This is a genomic window from Mesorhizobium sp. Pch-S (assembly GCF_004136315.1).
GTDB lineage: Bacteria > Pseudomonadota > Alphaproteobacteria > Rhizobiales > Rhizobiaceae > Mesorhizobium.
The window spans coordinates 3,577,231-3,603,319 of record NZ_CP029562.1 but is presented as its reverse complement, the minus strand read 5'-3'; the positions used below and the strand labels follow the sequence as shown (position 1 = coordinate 3,603,319).

At 62.7% G+C, this 26,089-nt stretch carries 24 protein-coding genes; 11 read left to right on the top strand and 13 right to left on the bottom strand.

Annotated features, from left to right (window positions below; translation table 11 throughout):
• Positions 1–319 precede the first annotated feature (319 nt).
• The 4 genes from C1M53_RS16830 (at position 320) to C1M53_RS16815 (ending at position 3,726) form a co-directional block, all read left to right on the top strand.
• Complete coding sequence (locus C1M53_RS16830; protein WP_245488615.1) at positions 320–1,240, top strand: class I SAM-dependent rRNA methyltransferase; 921 nt, start codon at positions 320–322, stop codon at positions 1,238–1,240.
• A complete protein-coding gene (locus C1M53_RS16825) occupies positions 1,237–2,088 on the top strand; it encodes an RNA methyltransferase (RefSeq protein ID WP_129413275.1) in 852 nt (283 codons plus the stop codon). Before C1M53_RS16830 ends, C1M53_RS16825 begins: the two co-directional genes overlap by 4 nt.
• Positions 2,085–2,558 (top strand): signal peptidase II, encoded by a 474-nt coding sequence (lspA, locus tag C1M53_RS16820; protein WP_129413274.1) that lies wholly within the window; start codon positions 2,085–2,087, stop codon positions 2,556–2,558. Before C1M53_RS16825 ends, lspA begins: the two co-directional genes overlap by 4 nt.
• Positions 2,559–2,724: 166 nt before the next feature.
• The gene (locus C1M53_RS16815) at positions 2,725–3,726 is read left to right on the top strand and encodes an MDR family oxidoreductase (protein ID WP_129413273.1); all 1,002 of its coding nucleotides are present in this window, start codon (positions 2,725–2,727) and stop codon (positions 3,724–3,726) included.
• Positions 3,727–3,731: 5 nt separating this feature from the next.
• Here the strand turns inward: C1M53_RS16815 and C1M53_RS16810 are convergent, their stop codons facing one another.
• On the bottom strand, positions 3,732–4,619 hold the full coding sequence (locus C1M53_RS16810) for an NmrA/HSCARG family protein (RefSeq protein WP_129413272.1): 888 nt from the start codon (positions 4,617–4,619) through the stop codon (positions 3,732–3,734).
• Positions 4,620–4,708: 89 nt separating this feature from the next.
• Here C1M53_RS16810 and C1M53_RS16805 point away from each other — a divergent pair, with 89 nt between their 5' ends.
• The gene (locus tag C1M53_RS16805; protein WP_129413271.1) at positions 4,709–5,122 is read left to right on the top strand and encodes a helix-turn-helix domain-containing protein; all 414 of its coding nucleotides are present in this window, start codon (positions 4,709–4,711) and stop codon (positions 5,120–5,122) included.
• A 14-nt stretch (positions 5,123–5,136) separates the two neighbouring features.
• Here C1M53_RS16805 and C1M53_RS16800 read toward each other — a convergent pair whose 3' ends face one another.
• Together C1M53_RS16800 and C1M53_RS16795 are read right to left on the bottom strand one after the other, a co-directional pair.
• Positions 5,137–5,619 (bottom strand): NIPSNAP family protein, encoded by a 483-nt coding sequence (locus tag C1M53_RS16800; RefSeq protein ID WP_245488178.1) that lies wholly within the window; start codon positions 5,617–5,619, stop codon positions 5,137–5,139.
• Between the two features lie 84 nt (positions 5,620–5,703).
• Complete coding sequence (locus C1M53_RS16795) at positions 5,704–6,612, bottom strand: LysR family transcriptional regulator (protein WP_129413270.1); 909 nt, start codon at positions 6,610–6,612, stop codon at positions 5,704–5,706.
• 139 nt (positions 6,613–6,751) lie between these two features.
• On the opposite strand from C1M53_RS16795, the gene C1M53_RS16790 reads away from it, so the two are divergent.
• The 3 genes from C1M53_RS16790 to C1M53_RS16780 all read left to right on the top strand — a co-directional run bounded on the left by C1M53_RS16790 (position 6,752) and on the right by C1M53_RS16780 (position 10,450).
• Positions 6,752–9,031: a PAS domain-containing hybrid sensor histidine kinase/response regulator gene (locus C1M53_RS16790; RefSeq protein ID WP_129413269.1), complete on the top strand. Its 2,280-nt coding sequence runs from the start codon at positions 6,752–6,754 to the stop codon at positions 9,029–9,031.
• 154 nt (positions 9,032–9,185) lie between these two features.
• Positions 9,186–10,070, top strand: a complete 885-nt coding sequence (locus C1M53_RS16785) for a GNAT family N-acetyltransferase (protein ID WP_129413268.1) — start codon at positions 9,186–9,188, stop codon at positions 10,068–10,070.
• 8 nt (positions 10,071–10,078) lie between these two features.
• Positions 10,079–10,450, top strand: coding sequence for an MmcQ/YjbR family DNA-binding protein (locus C1M53_RS16780; RefSeq protein WP_129413267.1), 372 nt, complete (start codon positions 10,079–10,081; stop codon positions 10,448–10,450).
• A gap of 28 nt (positions 10,451–10,478) precedes the next feature.
• On the opposite strand, the gene C1M53_RS16775 is transcribed toward C1M53_RS16780, so the two are convergent.
• Both C1M53_RS16775 and grpE read right to left on the bottom strand, forming a co-directional pair.
• Positions 10,479–11,111: a trimeric intracellular cation channel family protein gene (locus C1M53_RS16775; protein WP_129413266.1), complete on the bottom strand. Its 633-nt coding sequence runs from the start codon at positions 11,109–11,111 to the stop codon at positions 10,479–10,481.
• 136 nt (positions 11,112–11,247) lie between these two features.
• The gene (grpE, locus tag C1M53_RS16770) at positions 11,248–11,877 is read right to left on the bottom strand and encodes a nucleotide exchange factor GrpE (protein WP_129413265.1); all 630 of its coding nucleotides are present in this window, start codon (positions 11,875–11,877) and stop codon (positions 11,248–11,250) included.
• A 240-nt stretch (positions 11,878–12,117) separates the two neighbouring features.
• On the opposite strand from grpE, the gene C1M53_RS16765 reads away from it, so the two are divergent.
• Complete coding sequence (locus tag C1M53_RS16765) at positions 12,118–12,306, top strand: hypothetical protein (RefSeq protein ID WP_129413264.1); 189 nt, start codon at positions 12,118–12,120, stop codon at positions 12,304–12,306.
• A gap of 13 nt (positions 12,307–12,319) precedes the next feature.
• Here C1M53_RS16765 and C1M53_RS16760 read toward each other — a convergent pair whose 3' ends face one another.
• The 6 genes from C1M53_RS16760 to cysG all read right to left on the bottom strand — a co-directional run bounded on the left by C1M53_RS16760 (position 12,320) and on the right by cysG (position 18,920).
• Complete coding sequence (locus C1M53_RS16760) at positions 12,320–13,930, bottom strand: choline dehydrogenase (protein WP_129413263.1); 1,611 nt, start codon at positions 13,928–13,930, stop codon at positions 12,320–12,322.
• 133 nt (positions 13,931–14,063) lie between these two features.
• Positions 14,064–14,615, bottom strand: a complete 552-nt coding sequence (locus tag C1M53_RS16755; protein ID WP_129416217.1) for a DUF934 domain-containing protein — start codon at positions 14,613–14,615, stop codon at positions 14,064–14,066.
• A gap of 111 nt (positions 14,616–14,726) precedes the next feature.
• The gene (locus tag C1M53_RS16750; RefSeq protein WP_129413262.1) at positions 14,727–15,491 is read right to left on the bottom strand and encodes a phosphoadenylyl-sulfate reductase; all 765 of its coding nucleotides are present in this window, start codon (positions 15,489–15,491) and stop codon (positions 14,727–14,729) included.
• Complete coding sequence (locus C1M53_RS16745) at positions 15,466–17,136, bottom strand: nitrite/sulfite reductase (protein WP_129413261.1); 1,671 nt, start codon at positions 17,134–17,136, stop codon at positions 15,466–15,468. The genes C1M53_RS16750 and C1M53_RS16745 overlap by 26 nt, the downstream gene beginning before the upstream one ends.
• Positions 17,137–17,175: 39 nt before the next feature.
• Positions 17,176–17,472, bottom strand: a complete 297-nt coding sequence (locus C1M53_RS16740) for a DUF2849 domain-containing protein (RefSeq protein WP_129413260.1) — start codon at positions 17,470–17,472, stop codon at positions 17,176–17,178.
• Complete coding sequence (gene cysG, locus C1M53_RS16735; RefSeq protein WP_129413259.1) at positions 17,469–18,920, bottom strand: siroheme synthase CysG; 1,452 nt, start codon at positions 18,918–18,920, stop codon at positions 17,469–17,471. Before cysG ends, C1M53_RS16740 begins: the two co-directional genes overlap by 4 nt.
• A 533-nt stretch (positions 18,921–19,453) precedes the next feature.
• On the opposite strand from cysG, the gene ybaL reads away from it, so the two are divergent.
• Entirely contained in the window at positions 19,454–21,241 is a 1,788-nt protein-coding gene (ybaL, locus tag C1M53_RS16730; protein ID WP_129413258.1) for a YbaL family putative K(+) efflux transporter, read from the top strand.
• Between the two features lie 97 nt (positions 21,242–21,338).
• On the opposite strand, the gene C1M53_RS16725 is transcribed toward ybaL, so the two are convergent.
• Positions 21,339–23,210 (bottom strand): chloride channel protein, encoded by a 1,872-nt coding sequence (locus C1M53_RS16725; protein ID WP_129413257.1) that lies wholly within the window; start codon positions 23,208–23,210, stop codon positions 21,339–21,341.
• A 65-nt stretch (positions 23,211–23,275) separates the two neighbouring features.
• Between C1M53_RS16725 and C1M53_RS16720 the strand changes: the two genes are divergently transcribed.
• Positions 23,276–23,737 carry a MarR family transcriptional regulator gene (locus C1M53_RS16720; protein WP_245488177.1) on the top strand — a complete coding sequence of 154 codons (462 nt, stop codon included), beginning with the start codon at positions 23,276–23,278 and terminating at the stop codon, positions 23,735–23,737.
• 35 nt (positions 23,738–23,772) lie between these two features.
• Here C1M53_RS16720 and C1M53_RS16715 read toward each other — a convergent pair whose 3' ends face one another.
• The gene (locus tag C1M53_RS16715; RefSeq protein WP_129413256.1) at positions 23,773–26,007 is read right to left on the bottom strand and encodes a transglycosylase domain-containing protein; all 2,235 of its coding nucleotides are present in this window, start codon (positions 26,005–26,007) and stop codon (positions 23,773–23,775) included.
• Positions 26,008–26,089 lie beyond the last annotated feature (82 nt).

Genomic DNA, 26,089 nt, shown 5'->3' with positions numbered 1-26,089 from the left:
GTCGCGCGACCGGCCCTTCATGTTGCACGGTTTCGGCCCCTATGCCAAAAGCAGCGCGAAACGCGGAGCCTCCTTCTTGAAATTCACGCGCGACAAACGCCGGGACAAATCAGGCCGCCGAGACAGCGGCACCCAGCCGCCGCGCGCGCAGGACGACCGCCGCGACAAGCGTCCGGAACGCAAGCCCGAGCGACAGCAGGGGCAGAAGCAGGCACTTCGCCCCGAGCCGAAAGCCGAGCGCCAGGAAAACCGGGCACCACGGCCGGTCGAACAAAAAAACGAAACCCATCCCGAAACCAAGGCCGAAACCGGGCAGCGTGTGCTGACCCGCCGCGAAGGCGTTCTTCCGGCTGAAAAATTGCCGCTGATCCTCGAAGTCGCGCCCAATGCCGATTATGCGCTGCTGGACAGCGGCAACGGCCAGAAACTGGAGCAATACGGCCCCTATCGCATCGTGCGCCCGGAAGGCCAGGCGATCTGGCAGCCGGCACTGCCGGCCAAGGACTGGGATCGGGTCGACGCCATCTTCACCGGCGACACTGACGAGGAAGGCATGGGCCGCTGGCGGTTCCCGCGCCAGCCGCTTGGCGAAACCTGGCCGATGAAACATGACGGCATCGACTATCTCGGCCGCTTCACGTCTTTCCGCCATGTCGGCGTCTTTCCCGAACAGGCCTCGCACTGGGACCATATGGCCGGCCTGATCGAGAGCACCAGGCGACCAGTCAAGGTATTGAACCTGTTCGGCTATACGGGGCTCGCCTCGCTGGTGGCGGCGCGCGCCGGCGCCGAAGTCACCCATGTCGATGCATCCAAGAAAGCCATCGGCTGGGCGCGCGAAAACCAGGAGATGGCAGGCCTCGGCAACAAGCCGATCCGCTGGATCGTCGAGGATGCGATGAAGTTCGCAGAGCGCGAAGAGCGCCGCGGCAGCCGCTACGATATCATCCTGTTCGATCCGCCGGCTTATGGCCGAGGACCAAAAGGCGAGGTCTGGCAATTGTTCGAGCACCTGCCTGCGCTCACCGACATCTGCCGCTCGATCCTGACGCCGAAGCCACTGGCCGTGGTCCTGACTGCCTATTCGATCCGCTCTTCCTTCTTCGCAACCCATGCCCTGATGCGCGATACCTTCGCCGGCATGGGCGGACGTGTGGAATCAGGCGAACTGATCATCCGTGAGCAGTCCGCCGGACGCGCGCTTTCCACCTCCCTTTTCTCGCGTTGGGTGGCAAAATGACGGACTATGAGAACCGCCGTGCCGTCGGGCAGGTCAAAGAGGTCACCAGCCTGGCCAACCCGCTGGTGAAAGACATCAAGGCGCTGGCGCTGAAGAAATTCCGCGATAGCCAGAATGCGTTCATGGCCGAAGGCCTGAAACTGATCATCGATGCGCTCGACCTCGGCTGGCAGATCAAGACGCTGGTCTTCGCCAAGGCTGGGCGCGGCAACCAGGCTGTCGAAAAGGTCGCCGCCCGCACCGTCGCTGCAGGCGGCATGGTGCTCGAGGTTTCAGAAAAAGTGCTGTCCGCCATCACCCGTCGCGAGAATCCGCAGATGGTGGTGGGTGTCTTCTCGCAGAAATACATGACGCTGAAGGACGTCCGCCCGAAAAATGGCGATGTCTGGGTGGCGCTTGACCGCGTACGCGATCCCGGCAACCTAGGCACGGTACTGCGTACCGTCGACGCTGTCGGCGCCAAGGGCGTCATCCTGATCGGCGACACCACCGATCCGTTCTCGCTTGAGACCGTACGGGCCACCATGGGGTCGGTCTTCGCCGTGCCGGTCGCCAGGGCAACGCAGGATGCCTTCCTGTCTTGGCGCAAGGGCTTCCCCGGCCTTGTGGTCGGCACGCATCTCAAGGGCGCTGTCGACTATCGCTCGGTCGATTTTTCGAACCGCCCGGTGCTGCTCCTGATGGGCAACGAGCAACAGGGCTTGCCGGACGATCTCGCCGCCAGCTGCGACAGGCTGCTGCGCATCCCGCAAGCCGGACGCGCGGACTCACTGAACCTGGCAGTCGCCACCGGCGTCATGCTTTTCGAGATTAGACGTGGCGCGCTGACGCTGGAGGACCGATCCTGAAATCGCTGACGCCCTATGCCCTGCTGACCATCGTCGCCATCGCGCTCGACCAATGGATCAAGCAATGGGTCGAAACCGGCCTGCCCTTTCAGGAGAAGATCGACCTCGTCCCCTTTCTGGCGCTTTTCCGCACTTACAACACCGGCATCGCCTTCTCGATGTTTTCGTCGCTGAGCGACACCGGCCTGATCGCCGTTGCCGCGGTAGTGGTCGTCTTCGTGCTCTATCTGGCTCTGAAAACCCCACCAAACCAGGTGCTCGCCCGCATCGGCTTCGCGCTGATTGTCGGCGGTGCGCTGGGCAATGTCATCGACCGCACCGTCTACGGACATGTCATCGACTACATCCTGTTCCACACCCCGGTCTGGTCTTTCGCGATCTTCAACCTGGCCGATGTCTTCATTTCGGTAGGAGCTGCAGCCGTGGTTCTTGACGAATTCATCACCTGGCGGCGACAACCGCGGCCTTAGAGCAATTCCAGCAAGGGCACGAAGTGGTCTTGTTTCTGGAATTCCATGAAAACAAAGAGTTAGGGCATTTAAGCGTTTCCGCGAAAAGCAGAAGCGCTCCGGGCCGATTGACCACGGTTGTTTTCGAACTAGCCTGATCTTCTCATCCAGGATCGAGGAGCAGCCAGTGCCGGACACCTTCAAAGCCATTCTTGTCTCTCGCGACGAAGACAAGAAACAGTCGGTCACGGTCACCGAGCTGACTGAAGCCGATCTGATGGAAGGCGATGTCGTCGTTGCGGTCGAGGCCACGACGGTGAACTACAAGGACGGGCTGGCGATCACCGGCAAGGCGCCCGTCGTGCGCCGCTGGCCGCTGGTGCCCGGCATCGATTTCGCCGGCACGGTGCTCTCATCCAGCCATGCCGACTGGCGCAAGGGCGATCGCGTCATCCTGAACGGCTGGGGCGTCGGCGAGACCCATTACGGCGCCTATGCCGAGCGCGCTCGCGTCAAGGGTGACTGGCTGGTGCCGCTACCGGAAGGCATCACGGCGCATGACGCCATGGCTGTCGGCACCGCGGGTTATACAGCGATGCTTTCGGTGATGGCGCTCGAGCGCCACGGCATCGTGCCGCAGCGTGGGCCGGTGATCGTGACGGGAGCCGCCGGCGGCGTCGGTTCCGTCGCCGTCTCGATCCTGTCGAAACTTGGCTACCACGTCATCGCCTCGACCGGACGGGCTTCGGAAGAGGCCTGGCTGCGCGATCTCGGCGCAGCCGAGATCGTCGCCCGCGACGAGCTGACCGGACCGGCGAAACCGCTCGCCAAGGAGCGTTGGGCGGGTGGTATCGACGCTGTCGGCTCCACCACGCTGGCCAACGTCCTCTCGATGACCGCCTATGGCGGTGCCATCGCTGCGTGCGGCCTGGCTGGCGGCATGGACCTGCCCTCATCGGTCGCTCCGTTCATCCTGCGCGGCGTCTCGCTGCTCGGCATCGATTCCGTCATGGCGCCAAAGGAAGTGCGGATCGAAGCCTGGCGGCGCATCGGCAGTGACCTCGATCTGGCAAAACTCAAGGCGCTTTCCAACACCATCGGCTTTGACGGCATCATTGCCGCCGCAACCGACATCGTCGAGGGCAAGATCCGTGGCCGGGTCGTCGTTGACATGGAGCCTGCCGATTAACGACTTCAGGCCGCTCCCCGTCCGAGCGCCTCCTCGAAAGCCTTGAGTCCGTCCCCGGATAGCCAGGACCGGAACGAGATGATTTCCGGATTGATCTGGCGCATGACATCCAGGTCGACATGGTCGGCAAGCGGCCCTGTTTCAAGGCTGGCGGCCATGTGCCCGAGATCGGGATTGGCCATGAGGGTCTCTTCGGAAAAGCGCGCATAGGCGATCGGCCGGCCGGCGGCTTGCGTCAGAACGGCCTCCAGATCGCTGCCGGTAACTGTATCGCCGGCAATCTTCAGCGTTTCGCCGCCAAACCGGCTCCTGTCGGCGAAGACCGCGGCTACAAATTTTCCGATGTCGGAGACGGCAATGAGCTGCATCGCCTGATCCGGACGGAGGAAGAAACTGTAACTTCCTTCCTCCAGTCCGAAGCCTGGCCTCGCCAGCATCTCCATGAAGATCATCGGCCTGATGATGGTTGCGGTGATCGGCAGGCTGCGGACATGCGCCTCGATACGCGGCTTGGCGTCGAAACGCGCCACACCTGTCAGCCTGTCTCCCGCACTGGCACCGGAGGAATAGACAAAATGGCGAACGCCGCGCTCGACGGCGATGTCCGCAATGGATACTCCGGCGCGCACTTCCTCTTCCTGGGCCAGATTGCCCGGCAGGACGCTGAAGACGCCATGCACGCCCTTCATCGCTGCCCGGATCGCCTCGATATCCTCAAGCGATCCCTGTGCCAGTTCGACGCCGGCATCGTTAAGCGCGATCGACCTTGGCGCGGCAGTGTCCCTCACCAGCGCACGAACGGACCACTGCGCCTGTCGGAGCGCCCTGGCGACCGCTCCGCCCTGCCGGCCCGTCGCACCGAACACCAGGATTGGAGGCTTGTCATTCGTCATTCGAGAACCCTCGTGTTGAACAAGGGTCCCCATATATACTGCTGGAACGCTGGCGGAAGACGGCACATTTTCCAGCCTCGGGCACAAGGATGATACGCTTGGACAGATCCCACCATGCAAGGCCTGACGAGATTGCCGAGGCTGGCCGCCGCTTCAAACCATCCCCATCGAACGGTGTCTGTACGAGGCTCGGCGACAAATGGACCGTCCTGGTCCTGTGGCGCCTTTCGATAGCACCCGGGAGGCGGCTTCGTTTTTCAGGACTCAAAAACGAGGTCGAAGGAATTACGCAGCGCATGCTGACGCTTACGCTGCGCAATCTGGAGCGCGATGGCCTTGTGGCGCGCCACTATTTTCCTGAAGTACCCCCGCGCGTCGAATATCAGCTGACCGAGATGGGCACGGGCATTTTGTCAGCGCTTGAAGGCCTCAACTTCTGGATACAGGACAATCTGCCCCGTATCGAGCAAAGTCGGCGCGCCTACGATGATGCCGGGCCGTGAGGTACGAGGTTTCGTCAGATCGCCGCAGAATAGTCGGTCGGACGCAGCACGCGCTCGGTTATCTGGCCGACCATGTTGCCGGATTCAGCGCCGGTTTTCTCCTTGATCTCGGACCACTCGCCGTCCGCCATGAACTGTGCCCAGGCATCGGTCATCGTCCGCTCGTCAGGCCAGCGCAGCATATAGACAAACTCGGTTCGGTCTTGTTGCTGCGTCTCCCACAGAGCGACAAAGTCGAAGCCGTATCTTTTCATGATACGGATGGCGTGGTCACGGAAGCGAGCATGGAAAGCTGCCTTGTTCGTGTCGAAAATCTCGTAGATGCGCAACTGGTGGATCACCTGGATATCTCCTTTCTGCTTTTCAGCCAGGGCCGGAGACAGCGCGGACCACGCCGCCATGATCATGGTTGCAAGGATCTCCCGACGGTTGGCAGCCAATCGGCGGGCATTTGCCCTGGCTTGCCCACGCTGCCGGGATTTCTCGCCGATGCCCATGGTTCGCTCCACTCTGGCTTGGTGTCCAGAATGGGCGATCGGAATGTGTAGGTAAAATATATTATTCTATTCGGTTTGATACTCTCAAGATATCAAACCGCCGGCCTGCCGTGCGATTTCGAGAAATTTGGCGCGGGCGGGTGCTGACTTCGAAGCGTGCCAGGCTGCAAGCACATCCAGGAACAAGGCATCTCCCATTCCCTCCGCCGCGATATGGCGAAAGACGATGCCTTCCCGTCGTCCGTGACTGACGGAGGCCGGCACGAGGGCAATGCCCAGGCCACCCGCGACCAGCCCAGCGATTGTCTCGATCTGCCGGGCCTCTTGCACGATGCGAGGCGAGAATCCGGCCGCATTGCAGAGCGCAATCATCTGGTCGTAGAATCCCATGCCTTCCGAGCGGGGCGTCACGATGAAATTGTCCTGCGCCAAGCCAGCGAGGGAAACCCGCTCCTCGGCTGCCTGGGCATGATCTTCCGGCAAAGCCACCATGATCTCTTCACGCGCAATGCGCTCGAAAACCAGTTCCGGAACCGCGATGCCTGGCCGCCGCATCAAGCCGATATCCGCCTGGCCCGCTTTCAATGCAGAGACCTGTTCGGCAGTCGTTCCCTCCCGCAACATCAGTTCGACATCGGGCAAGCTTGACCGAAAAGCCTGCACCACCTTGGGCAGGAAGTTGAAATGCAGCGTGCCGACAAACACGACTTTCAAACTGCCACTCGTTCCGGACGCGATCCGTCTCGCCTGTTCGACGCCCGTTTCCAGTGTCTCGAGCATGATCCGCGCCGTATCCAGAAATGAGATGCCCGCAGGCGTCAAAGCCACGTTGCGGTTGTTCCGGATGAACAATGGCGCGCCGATTTCGCTTTCCAGCCGGCGGATGGCCTGGCTGAGAGGCGGCTGTGCCATATGCAGCCGCTCTGCAGCCCGGTGGAAATGCAACTCTTCGGCAACGGCAATGAACTGGCGAAGCAAACGAATCTCGATCATCGGGCCGAAGTTACAATGATTGCGAAGCGGCTCCATACTCCGCGTCCGCCGCAGGACGTCAAAGGAAAACCGGCCAATTCCTAAAATTCGAACGGTTCGACCCAGCCTTCCATAATTTATCTGTGGCTAAGATAGCTGCATGATAGGGGACAGAGCTGCCATAAAGGTGGAGGGTGAGCATCAGGCGAATCCGGCTGAGCCGGCAACGCCTCGTCGCGTGCTGGCCACGACGCCACCACTGGTGCCAACGCTGGACAGGCGCGAGCACGAAGGCCTGCCCTTCGTCATTTTCGTTGCACTTGTCGTTCTCGCCGGTCTTTCCCATCTCACCGGCGCACCGCCCTTCATCGCCCTGGGCGTGCTGCTGACCGGCATTGCCGGCCTGGCTCTCTTCGTGCGCAACCGGCGCAGTGAGCACACCGCGGTCTCGATCCTCGACGACACGGCAGCCCGCAGCCGTGCCGAAATCGAAACCATGGCCGACCGCATGTGGGAGATGCAGGAAAGCGAGGAGCGTTTTCGTGGTCTCATCGATGCACTCGGCGACCTGGTCGTCCATCGCGACCGCGACGGCCGCATCGTCTACGCCAACCGTGTCTTCGCCGACCTCGTCGGGCAGAGCCAGACCGATCTGGCCGGAATGCTGCTGACGGAACTCGGCATCGACATCGGCATCGTTCCGGACGCAGCTTTTTCCGACCATGACTGCCTGAGTTCAACCGACGTCGCCATCCGTACGCAGAACGGTCCGCGCTGGTTTTCGTGGATTGAACTATCGATGCGCGACAAGGACAGTGCCGAGGTTTCCCACCGGGCGATCGCGCGTGACATCACGGCGCGCAAACAGGCGGAATCCTCACTGATCAACGCCCGCGAGCGCGCCGAATATGCCAGCCAGGCCAAGTCGCGCTTCCTCGCCACCGTCAGCCACGAGATCCGCACGCCGATGAATGGCATCATGGGCATGGCCAAGCTTCTTGCCGACACCAGGCTGACGCCTGAACAGCGTACCTATGTCGGAGCGGTCTCGACATCGGCCAGCGCGCTGCTGGCCCTGATCGAGGACCTGCTCGACTATTCCAAGATCGAGGCTGGCCGTTTCGCACCCGAACCTCAACCGATGTCGCCACGCGAGATCGCCGACAATGTCGTGGAGCTTCTCGCCGCGCGCGCCTTCGCCAAAGCCATCGGCCTGGCCTGCCACGTCGCACCGGATGTGCCTCAGATCATCACGGCCGATCCCGGTCGCGTTCGGCAGGTGCTGCTCAACCTGATTGGGAACGCCGTCAAATTCACCGAAACAGGCGGAGTTCTGGTGAGCGTCACGCGCCGGCGCGCCGACAGCGGTGACCGCATCGTCTTCTCGATCACCGACACCGGGCCAGGCCTCAGCGAAGCCGATATGGATCGCATCTTCGAGGATTTCGAGCAGGCCGATGGCACATCGACCCGCAAGCATGGCGGCGCCGGCCTTGGACTGGCCATCTCACGACGGCTGGCGGCGGCCATGAACGGCACGATCAGCGTTTCCAGCGCCCCCGGCGAAGGCTCCGAATTCATCTTCGAACTGCCGGCACGGGAAGCGATCGAAACGACCGAGGATCGCACCGGCGTGCTGACCGATCGTCGCGCTGTCATCATTTCGGAAAACACCATCGAAGCCGAAGCGATTGCACGGACCATCCGCACCCATGGCGGCCGCGCTGAAATCGTCGCCAACGCCACCCAGGCCTTGCCCTTCGCGGGGTTCTGCAATGTTCTCCTGATTGATGCGCGCCAGGAAGACAAGGAGTGCCGGACGCTCAAGCGGCTGCGGCAGACTGGCTTCGTGGCATGCGAGGCGGTGACGCTTATCGCCCCATCGGACCGTGGTGCCCTGGTCGAGTTCCGCGCCGGCGGATACGCGACGTTCCTGGCCCGCCCCGTGCGCGGTGAAACCCTGCTGCGGGTGCTCCTGGCCGGCCACGCCGCTGTCGGCGGCCCACTGCCCGGCCCGAACCATTCCTCGATCGCACCGGCAGGTCCGACAGGCGGTCTTTCGGTGCTGATCGCCGAGGACAACGACATCAACGCAATGCTCGCCCGTGCCAGCCTTCAGAAGGCAGGACATCACGTCGACATCGTCAACAATGGCCGCGCTGCCGTCGATGCCGTCGCGACGGAAAACCCCGCCAGACGTTACGATGTTGTGTTGATGGACCTGCATATGCCGCTGATGGACGGCATGGACGCCATCGCGGCGATTCGCCGTCATGAGGAAGCGTCTGGTGTGGCGCCGATACCGATCATGGTGCTGTCGGCTGACAGCCAGGAAAGAACCCGTCATGCCGTTCTGGCCCACGGTGCCTCCGGTTTCGTCACAAAACCGCTTGATCCACAGGCTTTGGTACACGCCGTAGAGAGCCAGGCCGCCGCCTGATTCCGCAATTTCGCACCCTTAGGTAAGCCGGCTAGGCAGGGGTTCGTTGCCGTCTTCCCCTTGCTCCTCACTTTGTATCACGGTACTGTCACAATCCTGTAGCACCTACATCGTATCCCGACGCCAAGAGGGATGGCTCGAAGGAGAATCACTCGTGCATACAGCGATGCCGCAAGGTGAGATGCAGGGGAACACCGGAGGCAGCGCGATCCAGAGGATGAGGACGATCGAGTCCATCACCGGTACCTTGGGCAAGATCGGCAGCCTTGAAGTGCGGCTGGCCCGCGACGAACTGGAAATCGCCGCCGCCCAGGAAATCCGCTACCGTGTCTTCTACGATGAGCTCGGTGCCCGCAAGAGCCGCCTGCAGTCACTGGAACGGCGGGACGCGGATCGTTTCGATCCTGTCTGCGATCACCTCCTGGTATTCGACAACGCCCTGCCCGGCCCGGATCATCGCCGCATCGTCGGCACCTACCGGCTGCTGCGCCAGGAAACCGCGGTTCGCGCCGGCGGCTTCTATTCCGAGGATGAATTCGAACTGAGGCGGCTCATCGCCAAGCACCCTGGCCAGCGCTTCCTCGAGCTCGGCCGTTCCTGCGTGCTGCCCGAATACCGCTCGAAGCGCACCATCGAAGCGTTGTGGCAGGGTCTGTGGGCGTATTTCACGCACTACGACATCGGTGTCCTGACCGGTTGCGCTTCGTTCCACGGCATCGTTCCGGCCGCGCATGCCGAGGCCCTCACCTATCTCGCGCATCATTGCCGCACCAGCCCGGCCTGGGATATCCGCGCCAATGACGGGCGCTATTGCTCCATGGACCTGATGCCGATCGAAGCAGTCAACACCAAGGCCGCGATCGCTGCGATGCCGACATTGGTGAAGGGTTATCTGCGCGTCGGTGCACGCATCGGCGACGGCTGTGTCATCGACCACGATTTCAAGACCGTCGACGTCTTCATCGTGTTGCCCGTGCGCGAGATCGGCGCCCGCTACCTGAATTATTATGGCGGCGAAGGGCAGCGTTTCGCCGCCTAGCAACGACGATGGCTGACGGCTTTTCCGCCATCTTCGAACGCCTGAAACAGGCCGTTCGAGAGCTGCCCGATATTGTCGAGACCACATCCTATGGCACTCCGGCTCTTAAGGCCGGCAAGAAACTGCTCACCCGCGTCAAGGACGCGGAAACGGCGGTGGTGATGTGCCCGCTCGACGAGAAGGAAATGCTGCTCCAGGCAGCGCCCGACGTCTATTTCGAGACGGATCACTACAAGGGCTGGCCGGCGCTGCTTGTGCGCATGAATGCCGTGTCGGACGACGAGTTGCGTCATCGCCTGGAGCGGACCTGGCTGACCCAGGTTCCGAAAACGAAAGCCAGGGCATGGCTGGCCGGACGGGAGAAAGCCTCCAGCAGGTAATTTCGCCCCGGAGCCGGGTCGATGAGATCTACGGAATATCTTCCGGGCGTCGTCCTGGACGACTTTTGTAAGGCGGAAACGACCAGCCGAATTTCAGCGCACCGCCCCGCACCGCGAAAGCCGCAAGCACGCCGGCGGGATAGGAGACCTGGCCTGGCAGATGGAGAAGCTCGCCAGCCGTGTAGACCCCGGCACCGATGATTGCCGCTGTCACGTAGATTTCCGGTGTGAGCAGCACGGAAGGTTCACCGGCCAGCAAATCGCGCAGGATTCCGCCGAAACAGGCAGTGAGCATGCCCATGATGATCGAAACCGCCGGCGAACCGGTGATCGCCATGCCTTTCGCCGCCCCTATCACCGCGAAGACGGCAAGGCCGATCGCATCAAGCCACAGCAGAAGCTTGTAGCGGGATTCGACACGGTGTGCGCCAAAGAACACCACCAGGGCGACCACGGTGCAGATCAGCACATAATCGCGATTGCCGATCCAGAACACCGGCACGCCGAGGATCAGGTCGCGGAAAGTGCCTCCGCCGATACCGGTCACCGCAGCGAGAAAAAGGAAACCGACGATGTCGAGCTGCTTGCGCGAGGCAGCCAACGCCCCCGTCGCCGCGAACACCGCAACGCCGGCATAATCGATGAAGGTAATGGCGGACATCGGAAGCCTGAGGCTGGAGCGGCAGTAAGTCGGCAGCCGGAATCTATATGCAGCGTGCTGCAAAAGCCAAGGGCGCCGCGGTTCTCACCTGGCGCCCTTTTCCTATTTTGCCGACTGCCTGTTGCCGACTGCCTGCTCAGGCATCCTTCTCGGCCTGCTCGTTGACCGGGCCGGGCTCGGTAGGCTCGGCAGCGACCTTCGGGCCGCCCTTCGAGACGCCGACCATGGCCGGGCGCAGCACGCGCTCCCCGATCGAATAGCCCGGCTGCACGACCTGGACGACCGTGTTGGCCGGAACATCCGGATTAGGCACTTCGAACATCGCCTGATGGAAGTTCGGATCGAATTTCTCGCCTTGCGGCTCAAGCTTCTTCACGCCGTGACGCTCGAGGGCGCCAAGCATGGCACGCTCGGTGATGTCGACGCCATCGATCAGGGCTTTGAGGCCGGCGTCGGCGGACGCCTTTGCCTCAGCTGGAATCGCCTCCAGCGCACGCGCGAGATTGTCCGACACCGAAAGCATGTCGCGTGCGAAATTGGCGATCGCATAGGTGCGGGCGTCCTGAACGTCGCGCGCGGTGCGGCGGCGCAGGTTCTCCATCTCGGCTGCGGTGCGCAGCGCCTTGTCCTTCAGTTCCTCGTTTTCCTTCAGCAGTCGAACCAGCGCCTCGTAATCGCCATCGACGCCACCTTCGGCGCGCTCCGTTTCGGCTTCCACCGCTTCGATATCTTCAGGCGCGCGTTCGTCTTTTGCCTGGTCGCTCATCGCCATTTCCCGTCATGCCGGTTGGTTCTGGATTTGTGCCCGATATCGAGGTTTGGGACTCAAAAATCAAGGGGAAAGGGTATTTCCGGCAAGCAACGGCTGCCGAAATTCAAAAGCAGCCAATACATACGAATTAAATCAAATTTTACGCTGTTTTCGTTCCTCGCTTGCCAAATTGACGCAATATGGGAACGATTCACCGGCGGGGAAGTTTCAAGGCCGACTAAGGATTTTGAGGCCATGTCCCGCACCAATGCAGTCAAGCACGATCCATTGACGACGCAGATCAGGCGTCAGTTTTCCGATCGCTCGAACCAGCGGTTCCTGCATAGCTTGCCGACATTCAAGGTCGTGAACGAGCTTCCGGAACCGCTGCGCACCTTGCTTGAGAAGCTCGACGCACAGGAAAGCAGCACGCGCGGCCGCTAGGGCGGCGTTTCCGTCAGGCGGCAGCGACCTTGATCAGGTCGGCAGCCTTTTCCGCGATCATGATTGTCGGCGCGTTGGTGTTGCCACCGATCAGCGTCGGCATCACCGAGGCGTCGACCACCCGCAGGCCCGAGAGGCCGCGCACACGCAGTTGCGGGTCGACCACCGCCATGTCATCCGTACCCATTCGGCAGCTGCCGACGGGATGATAGATCGTATCCGCGCGCGAGCGGATATGGTGCATCAGCTCGGCATCGCTGGTGACCCCTGCCGTGTAGAGTTCCTTGTGGCGGTATTTCGCCAGCGCCGGTGCCTCAAGCACATTGCGCATCATCTTCGCTCCTTTGAGCATCAACGCCGCGTCGCGCTCGTCAGAAAGATAACGCGGATCGATGCGCGGCGCGGCAAGCGGATCGGCACTCGCAAGCGTCACCTCGCCCCGCGAATGCGGCCTGAGCACGCAGACATGGCATGAGAAGCCGTAGCCCATGTGCATCTTGCGACCGTGGTTGTCGACAATCGCGATGATGAAATGCAGTTGCAGGTCCGGCCGCTCGAGCCCCGGCTCCGACTTCATGAAGGCACCACCTTCCGCATAAGGCGTCGCGATCATGCCGGTACCGTCCTTGCGCCACTGCAGGATGTGTTTCACCAGGTTGATCGTGCCCTTGAAGCCAAGGCCCATCATGTCGGTTTCCCTGGACTTCCAACTCATGATGAAATCGAGATGGTCCTGCAGGTTCTTGCCGACCCCCGGCAGATCATGGGTCACCGCGACGTTCTGGGCCGCGAGTTCCTTGCCGGGCCCGATGCCGGACAGGAGCAGGAGTTGCGGCGACCCGAACGCACCACCCGAAACCACGACCTCGCGCCCTGCCTGGGCAAAGGCTTCGCCATTGGCGGTCCGATAGCGGACACCCACGGCGCGCTTGCCGTCCAGCACGATGCCGGTGGCATGGGCACCGGTGACCACGGTGAGGTTCTTGCGGTACATCGCAGGATGCAGATAGGCCGCCGCCGCCGAGCAGCGTTCGCCATTGCTCTTTCCACCCCAGAACTGGGTGACTTGGTAGAGCCCGGCACCTTCCTGCTCGGCCCCATTGAAATCATCGTTCGGCCGGATCTGGTTCTCGCCGCATGCCGCCACGAAAGCGTGGCTGAGCGCGCGCGGGCTTTGCTGTTCGGCAACCCGCAACGGACCGTCGCCGCCATGCAGATCGCTTGCGCCACGCTGATTGCCCTCCGCGCGCTTGAAGTAAGGCAGCACATCGTCCCAGGACCAGCCCGTGCATCCGGCAGCAGCCCAGTCGTCATAGTCGGCCGGATGGCCCCTGACATAGAGCATCGCGTTGATGGCGCTGGAGCCACCCAGCGCTTTGCCACGCGGCTGATAGCCCTTGCGTCCATTCAGTCCCGGCTGAGGCACCGTCTCAAGGGCCCAGTTGTTGATCTTCGGACGGCCCGGCAGCAGCGCCACGATCCCGGCTGGCGCGCGGATCAGCATGTCCCTGCCCTCACCACCAGCCTCGAGCAGGCACACGCTGACGGACGGATCTTCGGAGAGCCGAGCGGCCAGTACCGAGCCCGCCGAACCGCCGCCGACGATGACGTAGTCGAACTTCATGAGGGCCTCCCCGGGATGGCGGCGGATGTTTCCGTCCGTCAGCAGAGAGAAACCTCAAACCTCAGGGTTGTAAAGAGATGCAACCAACCCGGCGAATTGGACCTTTGGCCGATCGTTTCGCGTCGATACGTGGTCAGTTGCCTGGGGTGCGGCGCCAGCTGTAGCCGCCGGCCGGCGCTGACGTGTCCGCTGCCGGCTGATAATAGACAGGAAGCCCGTCCAGTCGGCCCTCTTCCAGGCGCTTGAGAAGCACCGGATGCGAGATCTCGAACTCGTCGAAGCCGACACGCAACATGTGCGGCAGTTGATCGATCAGCACCTGGCCCGTTGCCCGGATCGCGCCTTCGAAACCGTGGCGACTGCGCAGCAGCGATGCCTTGGAGAAGGAACGGCCATCGGTGAACGCCGGGAAAGCCAATGCCACCAGCGAGAGCTGGTCGAGCAGGTCGACGACCTTGTCCAGCTGGTCACCTGGCTGCAGCGAAACACCGAGCCGTTCCCGGGCCGATGCCCTCACCTGCGGATCGAGATCGAGGAATACCTGCAACGGCAGGATGAAGCGGCCGTTGCCGGAAAGCGCCTCGGCCGTCTCGGCATGCGTCCAGTCATCCTCACGAAACCCTTTTGGGGTCCACAGGCGCAACGCCGGCGCGGCATTCATCTCGGGCTTTGCAGTCTCGGTCATGAAGGCGAGCATATGGCTTATTCTTCCGTCAATTTCCAGTGCGGAGAAGGGGTAAGGGACTAGGGCAGTAAGGTTGGATCGGCGTTTGCCTTGCTGCCTTACTTCCCTGATTTACAAAGACGCATCCGTGAGCGACTTCTCCAGGCCAGAGAGGTGAATGCCGCACTCGGTCTTGGCGTGACCGGCCCAGCGCCCGGAGCGGGCATCTTCGCCTGGCTGCACCGGCTGCGTGCAGGGGAAACAACCGATCGACAGATAGCCATAGGCGACAAGCGGATTTTCACGCAGCGCGTGCTGGCGCATGTAGTCGGCCTGGTCGGCGGTGGTGAAACGCGCGAGCGGATTGATGCGGATGCGTGAGCCGACCGCTTCGAACGCCGGCAGTGCCGCGCGGGTCGAAGCCTGGAAGCGTTTGCGCCCGGTGAACCAGGCACGATACGGCTCGACGCCACGCGCCATCGGCTCCACCTTGCGCACGTCGCAACAGGCGTCGGTGTTGGTCTCGTGCAGCTTGCCCGTCGGATCGATCCGGGCCAGCGCGGCCTCGTCAGGCGTGACGACCTGGATGTTGGTCAGGCCGAAGTCGGCGGCCAGCGCGTCGCGATAATCGAACGTTTCCTCGAAATGTTTGCCGGTGTCGAGGAAGATGATCGGCAAGTGCCTGTCGACCTCTGCGATCAGATGCAGCAGCACCGCCGAATCCGCGCCGAAGGAAGACACCGCGGCAAGTTCACCCGGAAACAGGTCCGACACAGCCCGCTCGATGATCTCGTGCGCGCTCAGGTGCCCGTACAACGCCTCGAACGCAGCGGCCTGTGCCGCCACGCCGCTTTCTCCGGGCACGGCCTGATCAAGCGGCCTTGGCTTCGCCAGCATAGAGCGCCTCCTTGAACGGCGCCGGGCCGACACGGCGATAGGCATCGAGGAATTTTTCCGACCTGTCGAGGCGAACAGCCAGGTAGGTTTCGACGACAGTTTCGATGGCATCGGTGATTTCGTCCGGACCAAAGCCACGGCCGATGATCTCGCCGACGGATGTGTGTTCATCGGCCGAACCGCCGAGCGTGACCTGATAGAGTTCCGCACCCTTCTTCTCGACACCGAGAATGCCGATATGACCGACATGGTGATGGCCGCAGGCGTTGATGCAACCGGAAATCTTCAGCTTGAGCTCGCCGATGTCGCGCTGCCGTTCCAGCGACGCAAAACGCTTGGAAATGTTCTGCGCCACGATGATCGAGCGCGCATTGGCCAGCGCACAATAGTCGAGCCCGGGGCAGGCGATGATGTCGGAGATCAGGTCTGAATTGGCAGTCGCCAGTCCGATCTCAGCCAGCCGGTCGTAGATCGCCTTGAGATCGGCGCGGGCGACATGCGGCAGGATCAGGTTCTGCTCATGGCTGACGCGCACTTCGTCAAATGCATATGTCTCGGCAAGATCGGCAACCGCGTCCATCTGGCTGTCGGAGGCATCGCCCGGCACCTCGCCAATGCCCTTCAGCGAAATCGTCACCGCCGCATAATCCGGATTGCGGTGGGTAACGACGTTCTGGTCGAGCCATTCGGAGAAGCTGCGTGAATCCAGTCGCGCCAGCTTGATCGCTTCGTCGCCCTCTGGTCGCGCAGGCAGTGCCGGCGGCGCGAAATAGGCGTCGATCGCCTTGATGTCGGCTTCGGGCAGCGTCAGTTCGCCATCCTTCAGCTCCGCCCACTCGGCTTCGACCTGGCGCGTGAATTCCTCGACGCCGGTCTCGTGCACCAGGATCTTGATGCGCGCCTTGTACTTGTTGTCGCGGCGTCCATAGAGATTGTACACGCGCAGGATCGCCGTGCAGTAGGACAGGAGGTGCTCTTCCGGCAGGAAATCGCGGATCTTCTTGGCCACCAGCGGCGTGCGACCCTGGCCGCCCCCGACATAGACCGCAAATCCGAGCTCTCCGGCCGCATTCTTTTTCAGATGCAGGCCGATGTCATGGGTCTGGATCGCTGCGCGATCACGCTCGGCACCGGTCACCGCGATCTTGAACTTGCGCGGCAGGTAGGAGAACTCCGGATGCACCGAAGACCACTGGCGCAGGATCTCGGCATAGGGGCGCGGATCGGCGGCCTCATCGGCAGCGGCGCCGGCGAAATGGTCGGCGGTCACGTTGCGGATACAGTTGCCGCTGGTCTGGATGGCATGCATCTCGACCGAGGCAAGGTCGGCCAGGATCGCCGGTATGTCGGACAGCGCCGGCCAGTTGAACTGGATGTTCTGGCGCGTGGTGAAATGGCCGTAGCCCTTGTCGTACTTGCGCGCGATATGGGCGAGCATCCTGAGCTGCTTCGACGACAGCGTTCCATAAGGGACGGCAATGCGCAGCATGTAGGCATGCAGTTGCAGATAGACGCCGTTCATCAGGCGCAATGGCCGGAACTGGTCTTCGGTGATTTCGCCGGCAAGGCGGCGCTCCACCTGGTCAGTGAACTGGGCGACGCGGGCCTGCACGAACTGATGGTCGAACTCGTCGTAGCGATACATGTCTTGTCCTCCGGATGCCTAAGCACCCGCTTGTCGTGATCAGGCTGCGGTCGGGCGTGCCTGTTTGCCGAGATCATTGCGGTTGGTGGGACCTGCAGCGCGGATTCTTTCGCGCAGGCGCAGCGGATGAATGACGCCATCGACGATCTCGACGTCGATGAGATTGACGTCGACCACCTCGTTGGCGGCAAAAGAGGCGGCGCCGATGGCTTCCAGACGCTCCTCGGCAGCCTTGTCGGCGGCGAGTTCCGAACTGTCGATGGTTTCGGCCCAGGCGCCGCCGGCATACCAGACGGCTTCGCCATCGGTGAGACGGTTTGCAGTCAGGATCTTCATGAAACGGCTCCCTGGATGACCGGCAGTCCGGCCTCTCGATGCTTGCCGGCCGCCAGCGGCTCGGAATGGTCGAAATTGGCGCCGGCGACCGCATCGCCGATGATGGTCATGACCGGGCCTGTCAGGTCGCTACGCGCCTCGAGCGACGGCAGGTCAGCCAGCGTGCCATGGAAACGGCGGCGGTTGGCCAGGCTGGCATTCTCGACCACGGCAACCGCGGTATCGGGCGAAAGGCCGGCTTCGATCAGCCGGCTGGCGACATGGGCGGCGACGCTGCGTCCCATGTAGACGGCAACCGTGGCACCGGAGATGGCAAGCTTCGCCCAGTCCGGCAGTGCGCCGCCCTTGAGGTCGTGGCCGGTGGTGAACACCATCGACGAGGTCACGCCGCGCAGTGTCAATGGCAGCTCGAAATCGGCGGCGGCAGCGAAGGCGGCAGTGACGCCGGGCACCACCTCATAGGAAACACCAGCTTCGCGCAGCGCGGCCATTTCTTCGCCGGCGCGGCCGAACACCAGCGGGTCGCCGCTTTTCAGCCGCACCACGCGACGCCCTTCACGACCGAGCGAAACCAGCAACGAGTTGATCTCGAGCTGCGACTTCGAATGACAGCCCTTGCGCTTGCCGACAGCCAGGCGTTCCGCGTCGCGACGACCCATGGCAACGACAGCTTCCGGAACCAGTGCATCGAACACGATGACATCGGCCTCCATGAGAAGACGCTGGGCACGCAAAGTCAGCAGATCTTCCGCACCGGGTCCGGCGCCAACCAGAGCTATGTGGCCGCCGAAGACCGCGTCGGAAAGCAGCAGTTTGGAAGCAGCGTCATGGGCTGCCGACAGGTTGCCGGCCTCCACGGCCCGCGCAGGCGAGCCGGCGAAGAAATCCGCCCAGAAGCGGCGACGGCGATTTCCCTTGGGCAGGATGCGCTCGGCTGCTTCGCGGAAGGTTGCGGCAAGAGCAGCGAGCGGCCCCAGCGAAGGCGACAGCAATTGATCGATCCGGGCACGGATCATCTGCGCCAGCACCGGGCCGGCACCTTCCGTGCCGATGGCAACCGCAACAGGCGCGCGATTGACCAGGGCCGGCGTGAAGAAGTCACACAATTCGGGCCGGTCGACCGCGTTGACCGGAATGTTCAAGGCGCGTGCATCGCTCGAAACCCGCCGGTCGAATGCTTCCTCGCCGGTTGCGGCAAAAACCAGCACGGCACCGGCCAGATGCCGGCTGTGGTAAGCTTCGGCAATGTGACTGGCGCTGTTTTCGGCAATCCAGGCGCGCAGCGCCGGTTCCACATGCTCGGCGACGATCACGACACGGGCGCTGGACTGGCCAATCAGCCGTGCCTTGGCCAAGGCCTCCTCGCCACCGCCGACGATGATCACGGCTTCGCCCTCCACCCGCATGAACACGGGAAAGGCATTGAGCTTGGGGGTGGCATGCGGCATTGCGGTAAGACCCTGAACAGGCTGGCATTTCTACGCGCATGCGGGAAAGAGCAGAAGGAACGCACTCGCGCGCCTTCGTTTTGGATGCAATCTCTTTTCTGAAAGCATGAGGGGCCGGAGAAAAATTTTCTCCCAACGCCAAAAATCGATCGACGGGATCGGGCTTTTATATCTTAGGCGGCCCTTCTAGCGCTCGTCGGGGCTCTCCGCAAAACACATTTTTCTAATTTCTATCTATTTAGTAGAATTAAGCATCAGGGCACCGGGATCGTCGCATGGTTCATCAAATCTCCCCGCTCGTGCATTTCGCATGCATTTCAATGACCTCGCGGGGTTGCACGGCACCGTCGCCATCCCCATAGTGCAAGAAGGCGGCGGCTCAGGGCGGCGCTCATCCAACATCGTTAGAGCGCCACGCGTCCGTTTGGACGCGTAAAGGACGCTCTAACACTTGAAACTGCGCATCGAGCTTTCCGAAAATCGATTCCGATTTTCGGGCCGATGCGTTAGACCAGAAGGGCGCTCCATCGACCATGCCGCATGACACTCCCCTTATCGCAACCATCGTCGTCGGTCTGGGGTTGGCATTTGTCTTTGGCGCCATAGCCAATCGTTTCCGCATCCCACCTCTGGTCGGCTATCTGCTGGCCGGCATTCTGGTCGGCCCCAACACCCCCGGTTTCGTTGCCGACCAGGGTCTTGCGCTGGAACTCGCCGAGATCGGCATCATCCTGCTGATGTTCGGCGTCGGCCTGCATTTCTCGATGAAGGACCTACTTTCCGTGCGTGCCATCGCGCTGCCCGGTGCGGTGGTGCAGATCGGCTTCGCCACCTTGCTCGGCTGGGGCCTGGCCTGGATGCTCGGCTGGTCGCTTGGCGCCGGCCTGGTCTTCGGCCTGGCGCTTTCGGTAGCCAGCACCGTGGTGTTGCTGCGTGCGCTGCAGGAACGCCGCCTGGTCGAGACCGAGCGGGGCCGCATCGCCGTCGGCTGGCTGATCGTCGAAGACCTGGCCATGGTGCTGACGCTGGTGCTTTTGCCGGCGCTCGCCGGCGTGCTCGGCGGGGTGGATCAGGCCCCTCCTCCGGGCGGGCTCTATGGGCTGACCGCCAGCTACGGCGTCTGGGGCGTGGTCGGCGTCACCCTGGCCAAGGTGGTCGCCTTCGTGGTGCTGATGCTGGTGGTGGGACGCCGGGTCATCCCCTGGGTCCTGCACTATGTCGCTCATACCGGATCGCGCGAACTCTTCCGGCTGGCCGTGCTGGCCGTCGCGCTCGGCGTCGCCTTCGGCGCCGCCAAGCTGTTCGGGGTTTCGCTGGCACTTGGCGCCTTCTTCGCCGGCATGGTGATGAGCGAATCCGAGCTCAGCCATCGCGCTGCCGAGGAATCGCTGCCGCTGCGCGACGCCTTTTCCGTGCTGTTCTTTGTTTCGGTCGGCATGATGTTCGACCCGTTCAGCGTGATGCAGCACATCTGGCCGGTTCTGGGCACGCTCTTCATCATCGTCATCGGCAAGTCGCTGGCGGCCTTCGCCATCGTCCTGCTGTTCGGCTATCCGATCGCGACGGCGTTGATCATTTCCGCCAGCCTGGCGCAGATCGGCGAGTTCTCCTTCATCCTGGCCGAACTCGGGGTCGGCCTGAAGCTTCTGCCCGAGGAAGGCCGCGACCTGATCCTTGTCGGCGCGATCCTCTCGATCATCCTCAACCCGGTGATGTTCCTGGTGGTCGACCGGCTGAAGCCATGGCTGGAGCAGCGGCGTGGAGCTGATGGCGTCGCGGTCGCTGCCGCCCCGATCGGCCCGGCAACGACGGTCGGACAGGTGGCGACCACAGGTGAAAAAGCAGAGGAGGATGATGCCCCGACGCCCACCACCTTGACCGACCACACCATCCTGATCGGTTACGGCCGTGTTGGCAGCCTTGTGGGTGCCGCGCTGAAACAAGCCAATGAACCCTTCCTCGTCGTCGAAGACGCCGACAAGACGATTAGCCGCCTGAAGGCCGATGGCATAGAAACCGTGATGGGCAATGCCGCCAAGGAGGACATCTTCGCGGCAGCCAATCCCAGCCTGGCCAAGCGGCTGATCCTGGCCATCCCGAATGCCTTCGAAGCTGGCCGCATCGCGCTCCTAGCCCGCGCTGCCAACCCGACGATCGAGATCGTCGCCCGCGCTCACTCCGATGCCGAAGTGGAACATCTGGAAGGGCTCGGGGCCAACACCGTCATCATGGGCGAGCGTGAAATCGCGCGCGGTATTGTCGAGGCCGTCCTGAAACCACAGCAGGCTCAGCCTGCAGCCGAGCCAGCACCGGCTACCTAGAGCGTTTCCGTTTTTCACGGAAACGCGGAAACGCTCTAAGTTTTTGTTTAGTCGCATTTTTGTAACGCCAAGTGATTCCACTTGGCTACAAAATGCTCTAGGCGCGGAATTGTCTTGAACCGGCTGCCCCTGCGGCCTTGCTAACTCGTGGTTGCCGCATGAGCAGCCTTGCGCGGTCGCGTTCCTCGGCAACGCGCCGCGCCCTGGCAGCAAGAAGATCCTTGCGAGCGACGAGGCCCACCAGTTTGCCTGACGCGTCGATCACCGGCACGCGGCCGATGCCGTTTTCCGCCATGCGATCCGCCAGATGGCCAACCAGTTCGTCCGGCCTGCCAAACAAAGGTTCCTCGACAAGCATGTCGCCAAGGCTGGCGGCACGATCGACGCTGCTGGTGTCGCTGAGCCAGGCCAGTACGTCTCCCCGCGAGACCATTCCCGTGACGGTCCGGTTCGATGCGATGACGGGATAGCTTTTATGGCGATGATCGGCACTCATGAAGTAGTCGATAGTTTCACCCACTGTCCACGACGCATCGATCACGTCCGGCTCCTTCACCATGACATCCTTGACCCAGGCCTGTTCGAACGGATCGGCCTGATATTCGCGCGTGATGTGAAGACCGCGGCGGGCGATCTTTTCGGTGAGGATGGAGCGTTTGAGCAGGAGCACCGTGGTGGCATAGGCGATCGCGCAGGCAACCAGCAAAGGCAGCAGCGCATGCTGGTCTCCGGTCAGCTCGATCGCGAAAAGCGTTGCCGTCAGCGGCGCACGCATCGTGCCTCCCATCATCGCCGCCATGCCGAGAAGCGCCCAGAAACCATTATCGGCCTGTGGCAGTACGGGCGACAACAGCGCGCCAAGCGCTCCACCGAAGATCAGCAATGGCGCCAGCACGCCACCGGATGTGCCAGAACCCAGCGCCACCGCCCAGATGATCGCCTTGACGACAAGCAGCAGCAGCGTTGCTTTGAAAACGAGGTCGCCGGCGAGCAGATGACGGATGTTGTCGTAGCCGACACCCAGGGCCGCCGGCTCGATCGTACCGCCAAGACCGACGACAACGCCGCCGAACATAGGCCACCACATCCAGTGGATCGGCAGCTTCTCGAACAGGTCCTCGGTGCCATAGACCATGGCCGTCAGCAGGCCGGAACCCAGCCCCATGGCGAGACCAACCAGCATCCATGACAGGAAGGCCGGCAACGAGGGCGCCATCTGACCGGTATAGGCAAACAGCGGCGCGGGATCGAGCAGCAGCGTCCGCTCCGCCGCAGCAACGGCCACCGCGACGACCACTGGCAGGAAACTCCTCGGCTTCCACTCAAAAAGCAGCAGCTCCACGGCCAGGAGCACCGCGGCAAGCGGCGTGCCGAAGATCGCGGTCATGCCGGCAGCTGCGCCCGCCACCAGCAGCGCCTTCCGTTCGCTGGAGCTGAGATGGATCATCTGCGCGATCAAGGAGCCTACCGCACCGCCAGTCATGATGATCGGGCCCTCCGCGCCGAACGGGCCGCCGGTGCCGATCGAAACTGCCGACGAAAGCGGCTTGAGCAGGGCAACCTTGGCGCTGATGCGGCTCTGCCCGATCAGGATCGCCTCGATTGCCTCCGGTATGCCGTGGCCGCGGATCTTCTCCGAGCCGAAACGCGCCATCAGACCGATGATCAGGCAACCGACAACCGGCACTCCGACCATAGCCCATCCGAGCGGCGAACCGGCGATCGGCAAGGCTTCCAGCGAGAACCGGCCATAATACGCCAGGTTGGTGCAGAGAGTGATGAGCCTGAGCAGTATCCAGGCAGTCCCGACGGAAGCGGTACCGACGACGACGGCGATGGCCATCAGCATCAGCACGCGCGCATCGGCGGTGAAATCGCCGGGCCTGGGGACGGAGTTTCCGGATGAGAAGTGAGTCGAGTTGCCCAGCCTGACATTGGCTGGCTTATGGGTTTCGGTCGATGTAGGCATGATGTCAGCGCTGTTGATGAATTTATATCGCATTACGATATAAATTCGCAGAAGGAAACGACCCGGTGATCAAAAAACCGAAAGCAGCATCAGGACGACCGCGGGCCGGCGGCGCGGAAAGCGTCGACTATCGGTCGCTTGCCGAGTTCCGCTATGCGATCCGCAGGTTTCTTGCCTTCAGTGAGGCCGCGGCGAGCGAGGCCGGCCTGACAGCGCAGCAGCACCAGGCTCTGCTGACGATCAAGGGGGTGGGCGAGGCCGATGGCTTGTCGATCGGCGAGCTGGCGACGCGGCTGCTGGTGCGGCAGCACACGGCGGCGGAACTCGCCAATCGGCTGGAGGAAGCGGGTCTCGTGCGCCGCCGTCCCGATCCCAATGACGGCCGGCGGGTGCTGCTGACGCTCACGCCCGAAAGCGAGAACCGCCTGCAGGCGCTTTCCGGCATTCATCAGGACGAGATCAGCTCGATGGCGCCGCAGCTCGTCTCCATTCTCGCGAAACTTAGCGGCGCAGAAACGCAAGAGTAGCGCGAGGACGTTTCCTCAAAATGGCAATGCGCGGCTTAACCACCGCCAAGGATGTCCAGGATCGAGGTGCCGCGCTTTTTCGTTGGCCCGCCGACGTCGCCCGGCGGCACCGGATGATCGATCGAGGCTGTGCTGCCATTGTCGCGTGGCATCGCGGGGCTGGTGTCCTGCGCCTGCTGGCGGACTGCGCGCTGTTGCGCAGGCTGGTCCGCCGAAGCCGACGGAGCGCCTCCGGGCACCGGCGCCGGCGGTGTCAGGTCAAATGGGATATCGTCCTGCACGATGGTGTCGGAAGGCGTCGAACGCCAGGTGCCAGGCAGCGGCTTCACCGGAACGCCCTGGTGTGCGGCCATCATGAATTCATGCCAGGCCTGCGCCGGCAGTGCGCCACCGGTGACGTTCTTCATCGCGGTGCCATCGTCGTTGCCGAACCACACACCGGTGGTCAGATTGGCGGTGTAGCCGACGAACCAGGCATCGCGTGAGTTCTGGCTGGTGCCGGTCTTGCCCGCGGAAGGCCAGCCGAAGGCGGCTTTCTTCGCGGTACCGACCTCGACGGTGCCTGACATCATCGAATTCATCATGCCGATGATCTCGGTTCGCGCCACGCGCGGTGCCGAGCCTTCCTTGGCCTTGTAGAGCACCTTGCCGTTGCCGTCGGTGATGCGGCGCACGAAATGCACCTCTGGCCGGAACCCGCCATTGGCGAACGGCACATAGGCCGAGGTCAACTCCAGCGGCGTCACTTCCGATGTGCCGAGCGCGATCGCCGTGTTGTTCTGCAGGTCGGACTGGATGCCCATGCGATGCGCGGTATCGATCACCGCATCGGGGCCGACTTCCATGGTCAGCTGTGCCGCCACCGAGTTCAAGGATTTGGCGAGCGCGGTCGCCAGCGTGACCTTGCCATAATATTTGCCCTTGAAGTTGTCGGGCGACCAGTTGCCGATACGGATCGGCGCATCGTTGCGGACACTGTCTGGCGTACGGCCGGCCTCCAGCGCCGTCATATAGACAAAAGGCTTGAAGGCCGAGCCGGGTTGCCGCCGCGCCTCGGAGGCACGGTTGAACTGGCTGGTCGAATAATCGTAGCCACCGACCATTGCCCGCACCGCGCCGGAATTGTCGATCGACACCAGTGCGCCCTGGGTGACGTTGAGTTTGCTGCCCTTCGCATCGATCAGCTCGCGGATCGATTTCTCGGCCAGCTTCTGCAGCGTGAGGTCGACCGTGGTTTCCACGACGATGTCGCCACGTACGTCGCCGATCAGGGTCGGCAGTTCTTCGACGATGGCGTCGGCGACGTAGTTTTCCGAACCTGTCCAGTAGGAAGGCGCGCGCACGGCGGGAGCCGCCATCGCGGTCTTCAATTCCTTGTCGCTGATCATGCCCTCTTCGCGCATGGCGCCCAGCACCAGCTGCGCCCGGCTCTCGGCCGCCTTGGGATCGCGTGCCGGCGAGAAACGCGACGGCGCTTTCAACAGGCCCGCCAGCAACGCTGCCTCGGAGAGTGTCACGTCGCGCGCGCTCTTGCCGAAATAGCGGCGCGAGGCTGCTTCGACGCCGTGCGCGCCCGAGCCGAAATAGACCCGGTTCAGATACATCTCCAGGATCTGATCCTTGGTGTGTTTCTGCTCCAGCCAGATGGCAAGCAGGACTTCCTGCACCTTGCGCTCCAGTGTGCGATCCGGTGTCAGGAACAGGTTCTTGGCGAGCTGCTGGGTCAGGGTCGACCCGCCCTGCCGCAAGTGACCGCCGATAAGATTGGTCACAACCGCGCGGGTGAAGCCGATCGGATCAATGCCGTAGTGGGAATAGAAGCGCCGGTCTTCGATGGCGATGACGGCTTCGGGGATGTAACGCGACATCTCGTTGAGCCCGACCGCCTCACCGCCGCTCATGCCGCGGTTGGCAATCAAATGGTCGTCGACATCGACGATCTTGATGTTGGGCGCACGATCCGGGACCGACCAGGTGGTGGCCGCAGGCATCTTGGCGCCGTAATAGACGACGACGCCGGCGACGGCGATGCCGCCCCAGATGGCGAGCACGAAGCACCAGTAAAGCAGCCGCCCGAACAGCCCGGTCTTGCTGCGCCTGCGCCGGCCACCACGAGACGACTTCGCTTTGGCCGTGCCACGTTTGCTGGAGGATTTACGGTTTCCCGGCACGACGCGGTCCTCTTCCCGCACCGAGAATCCCGTGGAAGAAGCCGTCTGCGACGGCCCGTCAAAGCTGGGCTCGATGCGTTTGTCCCTGCGGTCCGCCATGCGCGCTGCCGATAGTCCCGATGCCGATGGCGCTTCGGTGAAGACTAGATGAGGCGGTTTAAAGGCCGGTTAAAGGAAGATC